The sequence below is a fragment of the Actinoplanes xinjiangensis genome, from assembly GCF_003148685.1.
Classification (GTDB): domain Bacteria; phylum Actinomycetota; class Actinomycetes; order Mycobacteriales; family Micromonosporaceae; genus Actinoplanes; species Actinoplanes xinjiangensis.
This window is the reverse complement of record NZ_QGGR01000001.1, coordinates 616172-631860: the sequence shown is the minus strand read 5'-3', so window position 1 is coordinate 631860 and position 15689 is coordinate 616172. Positions and strand designations below refer to the sequence as shown.

At 72.2% G+C, this 15689-nt stretch carries 17 protein-coding genes; 11 read left to right on the top strand and 6 right to left on the bottom strand.

Translation table 11 applies throughout. The features are described 5' to 3' along the window. Nucleotides 1–26: 26 nt before the first annotated feature. The 5 genes from BC793_RS02840 (at nucleotide 27) to BC793_RS02820 (ending at nucleotide 6005) form a co-directional block, all read left to right on the top strand. Nucleotides 27–2078, top strand: coding sequence for a TRAP transporter permease (locus tag BC793_RS02840; protein ID WP_109588924.1), 2052 nt, complete (start codon nucleotides 27–29; stop codon nucleotides 2076–2078). Next, nucleotides 2075–3076 carry a TAXI family TRAP transporter solute-binding subunit gene (locus tag BC793_RS02835; RefSeq protein ID WP_109588923.1) on the top strand — a complete coding sequence of 334 codons (1002 nt, stop codon included), beginning with the start codon at nucleotides 2075–2077 and terminating at the stop codon, nucleotides 3074–3076. The genes BC793_RS02840 and BC793_RS02835 overlap by 4 nt, the downstream gene beginning before the upstream one ends. A 121-nt stretch (nucleotides 3077–3197) precedes the next feature. Then, nucleotides 3198–3692, top strand: coding sequence for a SigE family RNA polymerase sigma factor (locus BC793_RS02830; RefSeq protein ID WP_109588922.1), 495 nt, complete (start codon nucleotides 3198–3200; stop codon nucleotides 3690–3692). Nucleotides 3693–3703: 11 nt separating this feature from the next. Further along, the gene (locus BC793_RS02825; RefSeq protein WP_109588921.1) at nucleotides 3704–4558 is read left to right on the top strand and encodes a hypothetical protein; all 855 of its coding nucleotides are present in this window, start codon (nucleotides 3704–3706) and stop codon (nucleotides 4556–4558) included. A gap of 136 nt (nucleotides 4559–4694) precedes the next feature. Next, nucleotides 4695–6005 carry a ferredoxin reductase family protein gene (locus BC793_RS02820; protein WP_239169760.1) on the top strand — a complete coding sequence of 437 codons (1311 nt, stop codon included), beginning with the start codon at nucleotides 4695–4697 and terminating at the stop codon, nucleotides 6003–6005. A 270-nt stretch (nucleotides 6006–6275) separates the two neighbouring features. Here the strand turns inward: BC793_RS02820 and BC793_RS02815 are convergent, their stop codons facing one another. From BC793_RS02815 to BC793_RS51025, 3 genes are all read right to left on the bottom strand, one after another. Then, the gene (locus tag BC793_RS02815; RefSeq protein WP_146246171.1) at nucleotides 6276–6695 is read right to left on the bottom strand and encodes an SRPBCC family protein; all 420 of its coding nucleotides are present in this window, start codon (nucleotides 6693–6695) and stop codon (nucleotides 6276–6278) included. A 46-nt stretch (nucleotides 6696–6741) separates the two neighbouring features. Beyond that, nucleotides 6742–7386 (bottom strand): response regulator, encoded by a 645-nt coding sequence (locus BC793_RS51030; RefSeq protein ID WP_428839513.1) that lies wholly within the window; start codon nucleotides 7384–7386, stop codon nucleotides 6742–6744. 70 nt (nucleotides 7387–7456) lie between these two features. Continuing rightward, the gene (locus BC793_RS51025; RefSeq protein ID WP_109588918.1) at nucleotides 7457–8746 is read right to left on the bottom strand and encodes a sensor histidine kinase; all 1290 of its coding nucleotides are present in this window, start codon (nucleotides 8744–8746) and stop codon (nucleotides 7457–7459) included. A 141-nt stretch (nucleotides 8747–8887) separates the two neighbouring features. Between BC793_RS51025 and BC793_RS02800 the strand changes: the two genes are divergently transcribed. The 4 genes from BC793_RS02800 to BC793_RS02785 are packed head-to-tail and all read left to right on the top strand — an operon-like array spanning nucleotide 8888 to nucleotide 12403. Continuing rightward, nucleotides 8888–9457, top strand: a complete 570-nt coding sequence (locus BC793_RS02800) for a hypothetical protein (protein WP_146246170.1) — start codon at nucleotides 8888–8890, stop codon at nucleotides 9455–9457. Next, the gene (locus BC793_RS02795) at nucleotides 9454–10533 is read left to right on the top strand and encodes a peptidoglycan-binding protein (protein WP_109588916.1); all 1080 of its coding nucleotides are present in this window, start codon (nucleotides 9454–9456) and stop codon (nucleotides 10531–10533) included. The genes BC793_RS02800 and BC793_RS02795 overlap by 4 nt, the downstream gene beginning before the upstream one ends. Continuing rightward, nucleotides 10530–11198, top strand: coding sequence for an ABC transporter ATP-binding protein (locus BC793_RS02790; protein WP_109588915.1), 669 nt, complete (start codon nucleotides 10530–10532; stop codon nucleotides 11196–11198). The genes BC793_RS02795 and BC793_RS02790 overlap by 4 nt, the downstream gene beginning before the upstream one ends. Continuing rightward, the gene (locus BC793_RS02785) at nucleotides 11195–12403 is read left to right on the top strand and encodes an ABC transporter permease (protein ID WP_109588914.1); all 1209 of its coding nucleotides are present in this window, start codon (nucleotides 11195–11197) and stop codon (nucleotides 12401–12403) included. The genes BC793_RS02790 and BC793_RS02785 overlap by 4 nt, the downstream gene beginning before the upstream one ends. A 12-nt stretch (nucleotides 12404–12415) precedes the next feature. Here BC793_RS02785 and BC793_RS02780 read toward each other — a convergent pair whose 3' ends face one another. Then, a complete protein-coding gene (locus BC793_RS02780) occupies nucleotides 12416–12661 on the bottom strand; it encodes an ABC transporter permease subunit (RefSeq protein WP_109588913.1) in 246 nt (81 codons plus the stop codon). 164 nt (nucleotides 12662–12825) lie between these two features. Then, nucleotides 12826–13557, bottom strand: coding sequence for a hypothetical protein (locus tag BC793_RS02770; protein WP_146246169.1), 732 nt, complete (start codon nucleotides 13555–13557; stop codon nucleotides 12826–12828). A gap of 129 nt (nucleotides 13558–13686) precedes the next feature. Between BC793_RS02770 and BC793_RS02765 the strand changes: the two genes are divergently transcribed. Both BC793_RS02765 and BC793_RS02760 read left to right on the top strand, forming a co-directional pair. Then, a complete protein-coding gene (locus BC793_RS02765; protein WP_109589109.1) occupies nucleotides 13687–14490 on the top strand; it encodes a TIGR02452 family protein in 804 nt (267 codons plus the stop codon). Between the two features lie 94 nt (nucleotides 14491–14584). Then, nucleotides 14585–15097 carry a hypothetical protein gene (locus BC793_RS02760; protein WP_109588911.1) on the top strand — a complete coding sequence of 171 codons (513 nt, stop codon included), beginning with the start codon at nucleotides 14585–14587 and terminating at the stop codon, nucleotides 15095–15097. A gap of 13 nt (nucleotides 15098–15110) precedes the next feature. Here the strand turns inward: BC793_RS02760 and BC793_RS02755 are convergent, their stop codons facing one another. Continuing rightward, complete coding sequence (locus tag BC793_RS02755; RefSeq protein ID WP_109588910.1) at nucleotides 15111–15677, bottom strand: hemerythrin domain-containing protein; 567 nt, start codon at nucleotides 15675–15677, stop codon at nucleotides 15111–15113. Nucleotides 15678–15689 lie beyond the last annotated feature (12 nt).

Here is a 15689-nt window from a genome sequence, read left to right as displayed (position 1 = left end):
GGATGGCGCATAGTACTGTCCGATCCATGGGCGATGATCGATCTTCGGCCGGGGCTGCGCAACGCCTGGCCGAGGCGGAGGCCGGGGCGCCCGCCGTGCACTACGACGATGAGGAGCGGCCGGCCCGGCAGCTGAGCGGACGGACCGGGGCCGCCGTGTCGATCGCCGCGTTCGCGGTGGCGCTGCTCGTGCTGTGGCAGGTGTTCCGGCCGCTCGCGCAGGGCAGCCAGTATTACCTGATCATCTTCCTGGCGGGCACGCTTCCGCTCGTCTTCCTGGCGTACCGACCGGGCTGGGGTAAAGGGCGGGAAACGCCCGCCGTGAGTGACTGGATCCTCGCGGCCGCCGCTCTGCTGGTCTGCCTCTATCCGCTGAATCCGTTCGACGGCGGCTACAACGGATTCCTGCTCCGGCAGGGTCTTCTCGCACCGGTCGACGTGGTTCTCGGCGCGATCCTCCTGGTGCTGCTGATCGAGGCGTGCCGGCGCACCACCGGCTGGGCGCTGCCGGTCGTCTGCCTGATCTTCCTCGCCTACGCCTACTACGGCGGCCTGCTGCCGCAGACCTGGCCGATCGCGCATGCGGGGCTCGACTTCGGCCAGATCGTCGATGCCCTCTACAACTCCGGCAGCGGTTTCTACGGCACCCCGCTGGATGTCGCGGCCACCTACATCGTGCTGTTCACCATCTACGGTGCGGTCCTCGACCTGTCCGGCGCGAGCCGGTTCTTCGTCGACCTCTCGGTCGCCGCGTTCCGGCGGTCGCGCAGCGCGGCGGGACGCACGGCGGTCGCCGCCGGGTTTCTTCTGGGCACGGTCTCCGGATCGGGTACGGCCACCGCCGTCAGTGTCGGCGCGGTCACCTGGCCGATGCTCCGCCGCGCCGGATATCCGCCGGAGCAGGCCGGTGGCATGCTGGCCGCGGCCGGGGTCGGCGCGATCCTGTCGCCGCCGACGCTGGGTGCGGCCGCGTTCATCGTCGCCGAGTACCTCAACGTCTCCTACCTGACCGTCCTCGGCTGGGCGATGATCCCGACGGTCCTCTACTACCTGGGCATCCTGCTGGCCGTGGAGATCGACGTGCGCCGGTTCGCGGTCCGCGCGATCGACGCCCCGGAGACGAGCGCGTGGCGGCTGCTGGCCCGGTTCGGCTACCACTTCTCGTCACTGATCGTCATCGTGGTGCTGCTCGCGCTGGGGCAGAGCGCCACCCGGTCGGTGGTGTACGCGACGATCCTGGCCGGCGCACTGTCCTTCCTGGACCGTACCGCCCGGCTCACCCCGCCACGGATCTTCGCGGCGCTGGCCGCCGGGGTCCGCGGGGTGCTGCCGGTCGTCGCCGTCTGCGCCGCGGCCGGCGTGATCACCGCGACCACCACGAAGACCGGGCTCGGCGCACAACTCGCCTCGCTGCTGGTCAACGGGGCGAAAGCGATCACCGACGAGCCGGCCGCGGTGCTCGCCCTGACCGCGGTCCTGGCCGCGTTCGCGCTCGCGCTGCTCGGGCTCGCGGTCCCGGTCACGGCGAGTTTCATCATCGGCTGGGTGATCATCGGACCGGCCCTGCTGGCGCTCGGTGTGCCGGCACCGGCCGCGGCCATGTTCGTCTTCTACTACTCGGTGCTGTCCGAGGTGACCCCACCGACCGCGCTGGCCGCCGTCGGCGCGAGCGCGATCACCGGCGGCCGGACCATCCCGACCATGTGGCAGGCCTTGAAGTACGCGCTGCCCGCCTTCCTGGCGCCACTCGCCTTCGTCCTCACGTCGAACGGCGAGCACCTGCTCGCCCGCGGATCGTTCACCGGCATCGTGTGGACGACGGCGGTCGCCGGGCTCGCGGTGTTCGGGCTGGCGATCGCGACCGGCGGCTGGGTGCCGGGTGTCGGGCCGGCCGGGTGGGCGAGCCGGGTGGCGGCGGGACTCGCCGGCCTGCTGCTGCTCTACCTGGCGCCGGTCAGCATCGTCGCGGGCCTGGTCGCGCTGCTGGTGGCCGTACTCGTGGCCGCCCTGGAGAGAAAACGCAGACCCCCCTTGAAGATTCGCTCCTTGCCGCACCACCCTCCTGGAGGAGAAGCATGAGACGAATAGTGGGAATAGCGCTGGTCAGCACGCTCGCGGCCGCCACCGCGGCGTGCGGCGGCCGGCAGGACACCGCCAGCACCGACACCGGCGGCGCCGTCACCTGCGAGGTGGCCGCCGCCACCCGTGTCGGCATCGCCACCGGCAACGCCATCGGCGTCTACTTCGCCGTCGGCAACGCCTACGCCGAGCAGATCAACTCGGCCGGCAAGAACGTCCAGGCCACCGCGGCCGAGACGGGCGCGTCGGTGCAGAACATCCAGCAGCTGGTCGCGGGCACCTACGACGTGGCGTTCTCGCTGGCCGACACCGCCGCCGACGCGGTGAACGGCACCGGCAGCTTCACCACGAAGCAGCCGGTGCAGGCACTGAGCCGGATCCACACCAACTACACCCAGGTGATCGTCCGCAAAGAGGCCGGGATCATCGATGTCGCCGGGATGAAGGGTAAGCGGATCTCGACCGGCTCCCCGAAGTCCGGCACCGAGGTCATCGCCAACCGGGTGCTGACCGCGGCCGGGCTCAACCCGGAGACCGACGTGCAGGCGCAGAAACTGGATCTGACGAAGACCGTCGACGGGATGAAGGAAGGCACGATCGACGCCATGTTCTTCTCCGGCGGCCTGCCCACGCCGGGGATCACCGACCTGCTCACCACCAATGCCGACAAGGTGCAGTTCCTGGACATCTCGGCGCTGCTGCCGCAGATGCAGAAGATCAACGAGGTCTACCAGGAGGGGGTCGTCCCGGCCGCCGTCTACCAGACGCCGGCCGACGTGAAGACGATCGTGGTCCCGAACGTCCTGCTGGTCCGCGAGAACCTGGACCCGAACGTCGCATGTGTGCTGACCAGGACACTCTTCGACCGCCGGGCGCAACTGGAACAGGCCAACGCGGCGGCCGCGGAGATCAGCCTCGACACGGCCCGTAAGACCAGCCCGGTGGTCGTGCACCGCGGCGCGGCGAAGGCGCTCGACGACCTGGGCGCCCCGAAGTGACCCGCTGAGCGAGAGCGGGGAGGCCGGTCCGGCGGCCTCCCCGCTTTTTTCTGTCCGGGCCGTGCAACCCTGCGGGGTGGTCGCCTCGTGTTTACGCGGACCGACAGGATGGGGGACCGGCATGAGCGACCGCGACAGCGCGTTCGCCGAGTATTTCGCGGCACGGTCATCCGCTATGCGGGCGACCGCCTTTCTGCTGTGCGGGGACTGGCATCGGGCCGAGGACCTGACGCAGAACGCCTTCACGAAGCTCTATCTGCGCTGGAACCGGGTGCAGCGGCACGAGTCTCTGGACCCGTACCTCCGCAAGGTTCTGATCTCGTCCTTCATCGACGAGGGCAGGTGGGGCTGGTGGAAGCGGGAGCGGCCGCACGACACCCGGATCGAACGGGCGGCGGCCCCGGAACCCAGCGAGGACCGGGTGACGCTGATCCGGGCGCTCGCCCAGGTGCCACCCCGGCAGCGGGCCGTGCTGGTGCTGCGCTACTGGCAGGACCTCTCGGTGGAGGACACCGCGGCGGCGCTCGGCTGCACCGCGGGGACCGTCAAGAGCCAGGCGGCGCGCGGCCTGGAGACGCTGCGCACCCTGGTCGCCCATCCCGTCACCGCCGACTGAGGGGAACCGACATGGACGAGAACGAACTGCGCGCCGCGCTACGGGACACCATCACGCACCACCCGGAGCCGCCACCGATGGAGTCGAAGTCCGCGATCGCCGCCGCCCGCCGCAAGGCGTCCCGGCGCAACCTGCTCGCCGGTGTGGGCTCCGCCGCCGCCATCCTCGGCATCACCCTCGCCCTCATCCCGGGGCAGGGCAAAGTCGGCGGGGGTACGGGCATGCAGGTCGCCGCCGAACCGTCGGGCGCGGTGCAGCCGTTCCCGGTCGAGACACCGAGCTGGGCCGGCACGACCCCGTCCGGTCTCGCCAAGACCGAGCCGTCGTGGCCGGCCGAGAACAGCGGCGACGCCACCGCCGACAGCGGGCAGCACTACCAGAACGGGAAGAAGCTGCTCACCTCGGTGCTCGGCGTGGTCCCGGACGGGTACACGGCGAAGTCCGGCAACACCACCGACGGGGTCCCGTTCCGCTCCCACCAGTCCACCATCGAGGGTGACTTCTGGCGCAACATGGCCGCCGTCGCGATCGGCAAGGGCGCCGGTGTCGGCGAACTGCTCGTCGAGGTGAGCGAACCGGGCAACGGCCTGCCGAAGGACGCGTGCGCCCTCACCAAGCAGTTCTGGGGCCGCGGCGGGAACTGCACACCGGTGACCGTCGGCAACGCGAAGGTCGGCGTGATCCACGAGGGCGCCGGGACGGCCTGGGCCGGATACCGGCACTCCGACGGCACGGTGGTCTACGTGATGCAGTCGACGTCGCCGACCTACGCCGACCCGACCGCGAACGGGCTCCGGCCGCTGGCCGGGCTGCCGCTGACCGACGCCGCGCTGGCCGAACTGGCGACCCACCCCAGCTTCCGCTGACCGTCTCCACCCGCCTCGCCTGCCACCGCCCGCCTCCGCTTCCCGGAGGCGGGCGGTGCCGTTCCCTCTGTCGTGAACCGGATGGCGTCGATCCCGGTACAACGCTGAAGATAGGGGTCCATCAGGGGAGACCGTAGTGACTCAGCCGCTCGTCGCGCGCGCCGCGATCGGGACGTTCCTCATCGTCAACCTCACGCTGATCCATGCGATGTTCCTCATCGCCGGACCGCCCGCCCACAACACGTTCGGCCAGGTGGGCCGGCTGCTCGGCCTCTATCTGGCGTTCGCGATGACCGTACAGGCGCTGCTGGTGGCCCGGCTGCCGCTGCTGGACCGGGCGATCGGCATGGACCGCCTGACCGGCTGCCACCGCCTGACCGGCTTCGCCGTCTTCTGGCTGGCCGTCCTGCACCCGACGTTCGTGATCCTCGGCTTCGCCCGATACGACCGGGTCTCGTTCCTCGCCACCGCCGCCACCCTGTCGAAGCAGCTCCCCGTACTCCTGGGCCTGATCGCCGTGTCGTTGATCGTCCTGGTCGTGGCCCTGTCCGTGCGGATCGCCCGGCGCCGCCTGTCCTACGAGGCCTGGCACACCGTCCACCTGCTGCTCTACGTCGTCCTGGTACTCGGCATCGTGCACCAGATCTACGAGGGCACCGCCTTCACCATCACCGTGCTGACGCAGATCTACTGGTGGGGGCTGTGGGCGTGCGCGATCGGCGCCCTGATCACGTACCGCCTGGCCGTCCCGCTGACCCGCAACCACCGGCACCGGATGCGCGTCGCCGCGGTCGTCCCCGAGTCCGGCGACGTCGTCTCGGTCCACGTCACCGGCCGCGACCTGCACCTGCTCGGGGCGAAGGCCGGCCAGTTCTTCCTGTGGCGTTTCCCCGGCCACAACCGCTGGTGGCAGGTCAACCCGTTCTCCCTGTCGGCGGCCCCGAACGGCCGCTCGCTACGGCTCACCGCGAAAGGCGTCGGCACGACCAGCGCCGGTCTGCGGGACCTTCCGGTGGGCGCGCGGGTCTTCGCCGAGGGCCCTTACGGTTCCTTCACCATCGACCAGCGCAGCGGTACGGCCACCCTGCTCATCGCCGGCGGTATCGGCGTCACCCCGATCCGTTCCCTGCTGGAGGACCCGAACCTGGGCCGCGACGTGATCGTCCTCTACCGGGTCCGTTCCGGCGCCGACGCCGTCCTCATCGGTGAACTCCGCAACCTGGCCCGCGAGCGCGGCGCCCGCCTGCACGTCCTGACCGGCCGCACCTCCGACACGAACCAGCCCTTCACCCCGGCGAACCTGCACGCCCTGATCCCGGACATCACCAGCCGTGACGTCTTCGTGTGCGGCCCGGCCGCCCTCACCGACGCCGTCCTGACCACGCTGCGCCACCTCAAGGTGCCCACCCGCCAGATCCACGCCGAACTCTTCCGCCTGGCCCCCTGACCCGCCACCCGGCCCGCCCGCTGGGTCCGCCCGCCCAGTCCCGCCGCTTGGCCCGGCCGCTCGGTCCCGCCGCCCCGTCCTGCCGCCCGTCCCGCCGCCGTCCCGCCGCCGTCCTGCCGCCCGTCCCGCCGCCGTCCCGCCGCCGTCCCGCCCGCCGGCCCGGCCGGCCCGTGCTCGGCCGGGTCCGCCCTTCGGGTTCGGCTGGTTCTCACCGCTGTCTCAGGCGCCCTGAGACAGCGGTGAGAACCAGCCGGATGCGGCGGGGCGGGCTCAGTGCTCGTTCTCGACCAGGGCGATCAGGCCGGCCAGATCGGCGGCGAGCACCTCGCCGAGGCCGGCCATCCCGGCCGCCAGGTCCGCGGCGCGCGGGCCCTCGATGCGGGCGTGCAGTTCCAGGCGGCTGCCCGTGCCGTCGGGGTGCGACTCATGCCGGACGGTCAGCTCGCCGCCGTCGAGCAGGACCGTGTCCTGAAACGCCAGCCCCGGAACCAGGTCACTGACGACGAACGCCGTCTCCTGCCCGGCCCGCGTCTTCATGACCCCGCGGGCTCCCACCCGCAGCGGCCCGTCGAGCCGGAGGTACTCCATTCCCGGCGCCCATTCCGGATGGGTCGCCACGTCACACCAGCGGGCGTGGAAATGCTCCGGAGCAACCCGCGAACTGGCTCTGACCACCGGCAATTCGATCATGCCGGCCATCCTAGGAGCCGCCGCCCGGGGCACTGCCGGGCGGCGGTCAGGGGCGGACCAGGCCGCACTCGTAACCGAGGATGACCGCCTGGACCCGGTCGCGGAGGCCGAGTTTCGCCAGAATGCGACTGATGTGGGTCTTCACCGTCCCCTCGGAGACGCTCAGGTCACCGGCGATCTCCGCGTTGGACAGACCACGCGCGATCAGGACGAGCACCTCCCGCTCGCGGGCGGTCAGCACGGTGAGCCGGCTGTCCGGCCGGGCGGGCGGGACCGTCGGCGCGTTGACGAAATGCGCGATCAGCCGCCGGGTGGCGCTCGGCGCGGTGACCGCCTCCCCGGAGACCACCACCCGGAGCGCGGTGATCAGGTCGTCGGCGAGCGTGTCCTTGAGCAGGAACCCACTGGCCCCGGCCCGCAGCCCGGCGAACAGGTAGTCGTCCAGGTCGAACGTGGTCAGGATGATCACTTTCGGCGCGGGGCAGAGCGCCCGGATCCGCTCGGTGGCGGTGATCCCGTCGACCCCGGGCATGCGGACGTCCATCAGCACCACGTCCGGCCGGGTCCGGGCGGTCACCTCCATCGCGGCGGCCCCGTCCCCGGCTTCCCCGACGACCTCGATGTCCCCCGTCTCGTCAAGGATCATCCGGAACCCGGTCCGCACCAGAACCTGATCATCCACCAGCACCACCCGGATGCTCACGAGTCGCCCCCGGTCCACCCGGACGGACCGTCCCCGGCCCCCGTCGCCGCCCGGATGTTCATGAGTCGCTCCCCGTCCGCGCCGGTGGACTGTCGCCGGAGTCCGTGATGGGGGGTGGGAGGGTGGCCGGCCGGAGCGGAAGACAGGCCAGGACGCGGAAACCGCCGGTGGTGAGCGGGCCGGTCTGGAGGGTGCCGTCGAGGAGCCGGACCCGTTCGGCGATGCCGCGCAGGCCGTTGCCGGTGGCGTCGAACAGGGGGGCCGGTGGCCGGCGGCCGTCGTTGGAGACCTCGATCTCCAGCAGATCGGGGTGGAAACCGAGCCGCACCCGGGCGGCCGCGCCCTCGCCGGCATGTTTCAGGGTGTTGGTCAGCGCCTCCTGCGCGATGCGGTAGGCGGACAGGTCGACACCTGCGGGCAGCGGAGCCGGGTCGCCGTCGACGGTGAACGTGACGGTGGTGCCGGCCGCGCGGATCCGGTCGATCAGTCCGGGCAGAGCGTCGACGCCGGGTTGCGGGGCCAGTTCCGGCTCCTCGCGGACGATGGCGAGCAGGCGCCGCATCTCGGCCAGCGACGACCGGCCGGTGGTGACGATGTCCCGCAGCGCCGTCTCCGTCCGCTCGGGATGCCTTTTCAGCGCCGCCGCCGCCCCCTGTGCCTGGACCACCATGACGGACAGGCCGTGGGCGACGACGTCGTGCAGCTCGCGGGTGATGCGGGCCCGCTCGGCGGCGGTGGCCAGCGCGACCCGCTGCTGCCCCTCGCGTTCGAGGTCGGTGGCACGCCGCTCCAGGGTCCGCAGGTGGATGCGCCGGCCGCGCAGATTGTCGCCGAGCAGATAGGTGACGGCGAGCGCGAGCAGCAGGCCACTGCTCTGCAACAGGCGGTCGCCGATGCCGCGTTCCTCGCGCTCGGTCATCATCACCCGATCACCCTGGACGGCGATGACCCGTGTGTCGATCGGCATGCCGGGCACGTCACCGGCCGGCGACGGCAGTGCCAGGCTCAGCACGGCGACCGCGGCCATCAGGACGCCGCAGACGACCGCACCGGTGCGCCGTCGCCGGTCGTCGGCGGCGGCCAGCGCGAACAGGGCGATCAGCACGGTGAGGTCGAGCGCCTCCACCCCGGTCGGCTCGGGCACGTGGTGGCCGAGAGTGCCGATCGTGGTGAGGACGACCGCGGCGAGCGGCCTGTGCCGGCACAGGAGCAGGCCCACCACCATGAAGAGCGTGAACGTCCACCACCGGTCGACTTCGTCGCGCAGCTCCTCTGCCGACGCGACGGTGAGGACGGTGGCGACCACCAGGTCGACCGCCAGCCACCTGAGGCCCTTCATCCGGGACATTCGTCCAGTTTAGAGACCGCGAGGCCCGCTGCCGTCGGTCCGCGGTATGACCTGCCCGTCATACCGTGGGCATACGGGGGCCGGGGAGAATCCGACCGTTCGCGGACGATCGGGGCCGCCCCGAGGACCAGCCTGACTGCCATGAGAATCGTCATGAGATGCGTGGCGGCCACGATGCTCGTCGCGCTGGCCGCCTGCTCACCCGGTGCGGGCGGGGAACCGTCCGCCGCTGCGTCGTCGTCGATGTCCGATGAGGACCTGCTCGCCCTCGGCAGGCAGATCGTCCAGTGCATGCGTGACAACGGCATCCCGGACGTGCCGGAGCCGTTCGTCGAGGAGCATCGTCTCCAGTTGCCCGCGGGCGAGCAGGAGGCCCTGGAGGAGAAGTACACCGACGAACAGTTCGACGCCGCGCGGACCGCCTGCCAGGGCCTTTACGACCAGGTGCCGCAGGGCGCCATGGGCGACGGGGAGACCGACGGCGGCGAGCCGGATCCGCCGGGCCCGGAGGACGTCGACGCGCTGCGCAAGTTCGCCCAGTGCCTCCGCGACAACGGTGTCGCCGAGTGGCCGGACCCGAACTCGGAAGGCGCATTCCCGTTGGCCGGGACCCCGCTGGAGAAGGAGAACCCGGAGAACTCGCCGAGGCTCAAGGCCGCGTTCGACGTCTGCCGGGAGCACTGGTCGGGCGCGATCATGATCGGGAAATGACGGTGCGGCGCAGAGGCCGGCTGATCGCCGGCTCGCTGACCGGCGTGGTGGTCGCTGCGGGGGTGCTGGTCACCGGCTGGACGCTGACCGCCGAGCCGGAGGCCGCCGCGGGTGCCACGGAGGTGCCGACGGAGACCGCCGAGGTGACCCGCGGATCGGTCAGCGAGCGGTTGCGGCTGTCCGGCACGTACGGCTTCGACGGCTCGTACGACGTCGTGCACCGCGGCCCCGCCGGCGTGCTGACCGCGACCGCCGCGGCCGGTTCGCGGGTGGGCCGCGGCGGTGTCCTCTACCGTGTCGACGGCACGGCGGTCCGGCTGCTGTACGGCACCGTCCCCGCCTACCGTGACCTCGACCGGTGGACCACCGACGGCGAGGACGTCCGCCAGCTGGAACGCAACCTGCGGGCACTCGGCATGGACCCGGATCACGAGATGACCGTGGACACCGACTTCACCGCGGCGACGGCGGCCGCGGTGCGCCGCCTGCAGACGTGGGGCACCACCCGGACCGGCGGCCTGGCCCTCGGGTCGGTGGTGTTCCTCTCCGGTGAGATGCGGGTCGGTGCGACGACGGCATCGGTCGGTACCAGCACCGGGCCGGACCGGTCGGTGCTGACCGGCACCACCACGAGGCGGGTGGTGACGGCGCAGGTGACGGCCGAACGGCAGAACCAGCTGAAGGCCGGCGACGAGGTGGCGGTCACCCTGCCCGGCGGTGTCCGGGCGGAGGGCCGGGTGCTGCGGGTCGGCCGGGTGGCCACCGCGGCGACCGACGACGACGGCAGCGCCCGGCAGGCCACCGTCGACGTGACCATGAGCATCGGGGTACCGTCCGGCTCGCCCGACTGGGACCAGGCGGCCGTGCAGATCAGCCTGGCCACCGCGGTCCGCGACGGCGTGCTCACCGTCCCGGTGTCGGCGCTGCTGGCCCGGCCCGGCGGCGGCTACCGGGTGAAGCTCGCCTCCGGGGCGTACGCGGACGTCAAACCCGGACTGTTCGACGAGGCCACCGGACTGGTCGAGGTGACCGGCGGGGTCCGGGCCGGGGACCGGGTGGAGGTGCCGGAACAGTGACCGCCGCCCTGGAACTGGTCGACGTGCGGAAGACGTACCCGGGAAGCCCGCCGGTCGAATCGGTCCGCGGTGTCGACCTGGCCGTGCACAGCGGCGAGATGGTCGCCGTCGTGGGCCCGTCCGGCTCCGGCAAGAGCACCCTGCTCAACCTGGCCGCCGGCCTGGACCGGCCCACCTCCGGGTCGGTACGCATCGCCGGCGAACCCCTGGAGAAGCTGAGCGAACGCCGCCTGGCCGGCCTCCGCGCGCACCGCCTCGGCGTGGTGTTCCAGCAGTTCTTCCTCCTCGATCACGCCGACGCCCGGGACAACGTGGCGGCCGGGCTGCTCTACCGCGGCATACCGGCCCGGCAGCGCAGGGCCGCCGCCGAGCACGCTCTGGAGCAGGTCGGGCTCGGCCACCGGATGCGGCACCGGGCCCGGCTGCTCTCCGGTGGGGAGCGGCAGCGGGTGGCCATCGCCCGGGCGCTGATCGGCCGGCCGGCGGTCCTCTTCGCCGACGAGCCGACCGGCAATCTGGACTCGGCGACCGGTGACGCGATCCTGGAGCTGCTGTGCGAACTGAACCGGGGCGGCGCGACGATCGTCGTGATCACCCACGACACGCACGTGGCCTCGGCCGCCCGCCGCCGGGTGACCCTCCGGGACGGGCGGGTGGCGCCATGAGACGCCCGCCGGCCGGCCCGCTGTCCCGGCTGCGGCTTGCCGACCTGCTGCCGGTCGCCACCATCGGGCTGCGCACCCGCCCCGGGCGGGCGGCCCTGTCGGTGCTCGGCGTGGCGATCGGCATCGCCGCGATGGTGGCGGTGCTCGGCGTGACCCGGTCGAGTCAGGCCGAGGTGCTCGCCCAGCTGGACCGGCTCGGCACCAACCTGCTGACCGTGGCCAGCTCCGATCCGCGCGGCGGTCAGGAGACACAGCTCCCGGACGGTGCGGCGTCGTCGGTACGCCGTACCGAAGGGGTGCTCGCCGCGTCGGCGACCGCGCAGCTCGACGACCTCGCCGTGTACCGTTCGGACCTGATCCCGGACGCACACGGGGGCGGCCTCGACGTCCGGGCCACCGACACCGCGCTGTTGTCCACCCTGGACGCCAGCCTCCTCAACGGCGTGTTCCTGGACGAGGCGACCGCGAACTATCCGGTGGTGGTCCTCGGGTTCAAGGCGGCGACCGTACTCGGCGTCGCGGATCTCACCGGTGACGACCGGATCTGGCTGGGCGACCGCTGGTTCGTGGTGGTCGGCATCCTGCAGCCGGTGGAACTGGCCCCGGAGATCGACCGCGCGGCGCTGATCGGGTTCGGCGCGGCAGCCTCCGGGCTCGGTTGGGACGGGCACCCCACCAGGGTGTACGTCCGGACCGACACCACCCGCACCGAGGAGGTGGCGAGCATGCTCCCGCGAGCCGCCAATCCCCAGGCCGCGAGCCGGGTGGCGGTCAGCCGGCCGTCCGATGTGCTCTCCGCCCGGCTGACCGTCGCCGACGCCACCACCTCACTCTTCCTCGGCCTGGGCGCGGTGGCGCTGCTGGTCGGCGGTATCGGCATCGCCAACGTCATGGTGATCTCGGTGCTGGAACGGCGCGGCGAGGTGGGCCTGCGGCGGGCGCTGGGCGCGGCCCGGCGGCACGTGGCCGTGCAGTTCGTGGTCGAGTCGGTGCTGCTCGGCGCGGTCGGCGGCGGCGTGGGTGTGCTGCTCGGCGCCGCGGTCACCGTGGTCCTCGCCCAGAACCGGGGCTGGCAGCCGATCATCCCGCCGGCCGCGGCCGGGCTCGGCCTGGCCGCCGCGGTGGTGGTGGGCACGGTCGCCGGCCTCTACCCGGCGCTGCGGGCCGCCCGCATGCCCCCGACGGAGGCCCTGCGGACGGCGTGACCGGGACGGCGGTCAGGGCGAGGCGACACGCTGCGGGACCAGACCGAGCAGCGTGTCGCTGAGCTTGCCGATCAGCGCCAGCAGGATGATGGCCAGCAGCATCACATCGGTACGCCCGGTGTTCTGGCTGTCGATCAGCAGAAAGCCCAGCCCCATCGACGAGGCGATCAGTTCCGCCGCGACGAGGAACAGCCAGCCCTGTGCCAGCCCGAGCCGCAACCCCGACAGGATCGCCGGAGTGGCGGCCGGGAACAGCACGGTGCCGAGGGAGCACCGTGGTCCCGGCCTCGCGCTGCACCTCTGCGAGCAGGTCCTGCATGCGCAGCCGGGTCAACGCGTCCAGTGCCGCGAAAGGCTCGTCGAGCAGCAGTACGCCCGGGTATTTACTAGACTGAGCGGGTCTTACCGGACGGTGACGGAGATCATCCGAAGGAGAGCGCGAGGGCCACCGCGGTCGCCGCGCAGTAGAGGGCGGTCGCGACGCCGACCACCCGCAGGCGCTCCCGCTCCGGCCGGCCCAGCCCGCGCAGGACGGCCGCCAGCAACGGCAGCACCAGCACGGCGTGCAGCGCGACACCGTGCACCGGTTTCAGGAAACCGCCGGTCTCGTACGCCGCCTGCGCGCTCACCGTCCGGACGAGGACCGTCCCACGTGCCACCATCGCGACGCCGGTCGCCAGACTGACCAGGAGCAATGCGCACCCGGCCCGTACCGCCAGCCGCATGTCCGCCGGTCCGCGCACCCGCCCCCGGAGCGCCACCACCGCGTACGCCCCGAGCGTCACCACCAGGACCGCCCCGCCCACCGCGAGGATCATCGCCACCCCCCGGTCGAACGGGGTCTCGGTGTTGAAGTGCGACGGCACCCCGCGCCACGCCTGCAGGGTGATCCCGGCGACCTCGACGACGCAGTCGGCGGTGAACACGCCCAGCAGCCACGCCTGTGCACGGTGCCCGACGAACAGGTACCGGGTGATCCAGGCGACCGTGATCAGGGTCAGCCCGAACGACAGCCCGAAGGTGGCCGGTTTGCGCCACGACACCGGACCGGTCCACGGCACGTCGTCGGCGAGGAACACCCCGAGGTGCACGATCCCGGAGACGATAAGCGCCAGACCGATGCCGTACGCCGCACTCTCCACCGGCTTTCTCATCGTCGGAGCATGCTCCGTGCGGGGTGCCGGTGTCGTCATGTCCCGGTCGTACCGTCGCGTACGCCCGGGGGCGTAGGCGCGGCGAAAACGCGTGGAGTCGCGGGCGCCCGGTGCGCCATGATCAGTGGCGTGAGCGGCAGGTTGCGGGCGATCGCCCAGGAGACGGTGTCCATCGTGGAACGCGGGTGGTACGAGGGTCCCGACGGCGTCGTCGACATCGCCCGGGACGTGGCCCACGCGGTGCAGGGCACCCGGCTGCACCTGCCCGGCGATGTGCTCGCCGAGCCGGTGGCCGTGGCCGGGCCGCTCGCCGTCGAGGTGACCGGGGAGAGCAGCCTCGACGCCGCCCGCCGGCTGGCCGCCGAATCCGGCCGGGTGGCCTGTCTGAACTTCGCCTCGGCGCGCAACCCCGGCGGTGGGTTCCTCAACGGCGCACAGGCGCAGGAGGAGAGCATCGCCCGTGCCTCGGCGATCTACCCGTCGCTGCGGGCGGCCGGCGACTTCTACGCCTTCCACCGGGCGGACCGGGGACTCCTCTACACCGACCGGGTCATCTGGTCGCCGGCGGTGCCGGTGTTCCGCGACGACCGCGGGCGGTTCCTTGCCCGTCCGTACCCCGTCTCGTTCCTGACCTCGGCCGCGCCGAACCGTGCCATGATCGCTCGCGACCAGCCCGGACTGCTGCCCGAGGTGCCCGGCGCGCTGAGGCGCAGGGCGGAGCGGGTGTTGCGGGTGGCGGCCGCGCACGGCTGTCGTGAGCTGGTGCTGGGCGCGTGGGGCTGCGGGGTGTTCGGCAACGACCCGGCGCAGGTGGCCGCCGTCTTCGCCGCGGCGCTGGCCGATGCGCCGTGGTTCAACCGGGTGGTCTTCGCGATCCTGGACCGGCGCGAGACGGTCCGCGACGACTTCCGGGCCGCCTTCGCGATGTCCTGATTTCGCCTCCCGTTGGTGATCTCCCGCACCGGGGTCACGGAAGGTAGGGTGTTGTTCACCACCCGTCCGTGGATCGTGTCCGGCTGGAGTGCGCATGACGACGGCTACCGAGGATCCGTTGATCCGTGTCGGCCGCTGGGCACTCGCCAAGGTGTGGTTCGGAGTGGTGCTGTCCGGCGGCTGGGTGCTCGGCCGGCACTTCGACTGGCCGCAGGCGTTCCTCACCGCGGCGGCCGTGCTGGGCGCGGTCACCCTGGCGCTCGCCTCGTCGTTCCTTCCGGTGTGGACCAGACAGCGGCCCAGCGGCATCCCGGTCGCCGACGTGGGGCTGCGGGTGATGGTCTGGGGCGGCCTGGTCGTCTCGGTGATCGCCCTGCTGGTGGGCATGCCCGCGGTCGGCATGGTGTCGGCCGCGCTGCTGCTCAACACGGCGGCCCGCACGTTCGGTGACCCGTTCGCCCCACTGCTGCGCCGCCTGCGGATCACCCCCGCCGTCCGGCACGCCGTTCCCGGGCGGCGTCTTCGCCCGGAGCCGCCGGCCCGGCCCGCGGCCCGGCCCGATCAGACGCGGTCACGCCGCCCGGCGCCTGCGCGCCGGGCGGCGTGACCTCCCACCCCGCTCAGTCCTTCTGCGACTGCCGCCAGTCGCGGACGGCGTCACGCGTCTTGTCGAAGATCGCCAGCGGCGGACCCGCGATCAGGTTGGCCACCGGGTTCTCTCCGGCGTTCGGATGCGGCCGGGTCGGGGAGACGGCCTCCGCGGCGCGGACCGCCCCGGCCATCCGGACCAGCCGGTCCGGGTCGGTCTTCGTGCGCAGCAGGGGAAACTCCTCCTGCTCCTCGTGCAGGGCATGGCTGAGCACCGCCGCCTCGAACTCGGCGAACCGCGTGTCGAAGTCCGGCGAGTCGACGCCCATGTCGTAGAGGGCGGCGAGGGCGCGTTTGGCCATGTTCTCCTCTTCGAGGCGAGCCTCCACCACCGCGTCGCCGGCATCGTCCCGGGCGGCCGGGTGAACCACCTGCTCCTCGGCGCTCTCGTGCACGGCGAGCAGCCGGGTCAGCTCGTGGAACGCGTCCCGTTTCTGGTCCCCGGTGGACTGGTTCACCCGGGTGAAGAGGGCCTTGATCTGCTGGTGCTGACTGAGCAGCAGCTCGATGACATCCTGTTCCTTCTGCACCGTGGTCATGTCATCGCCACT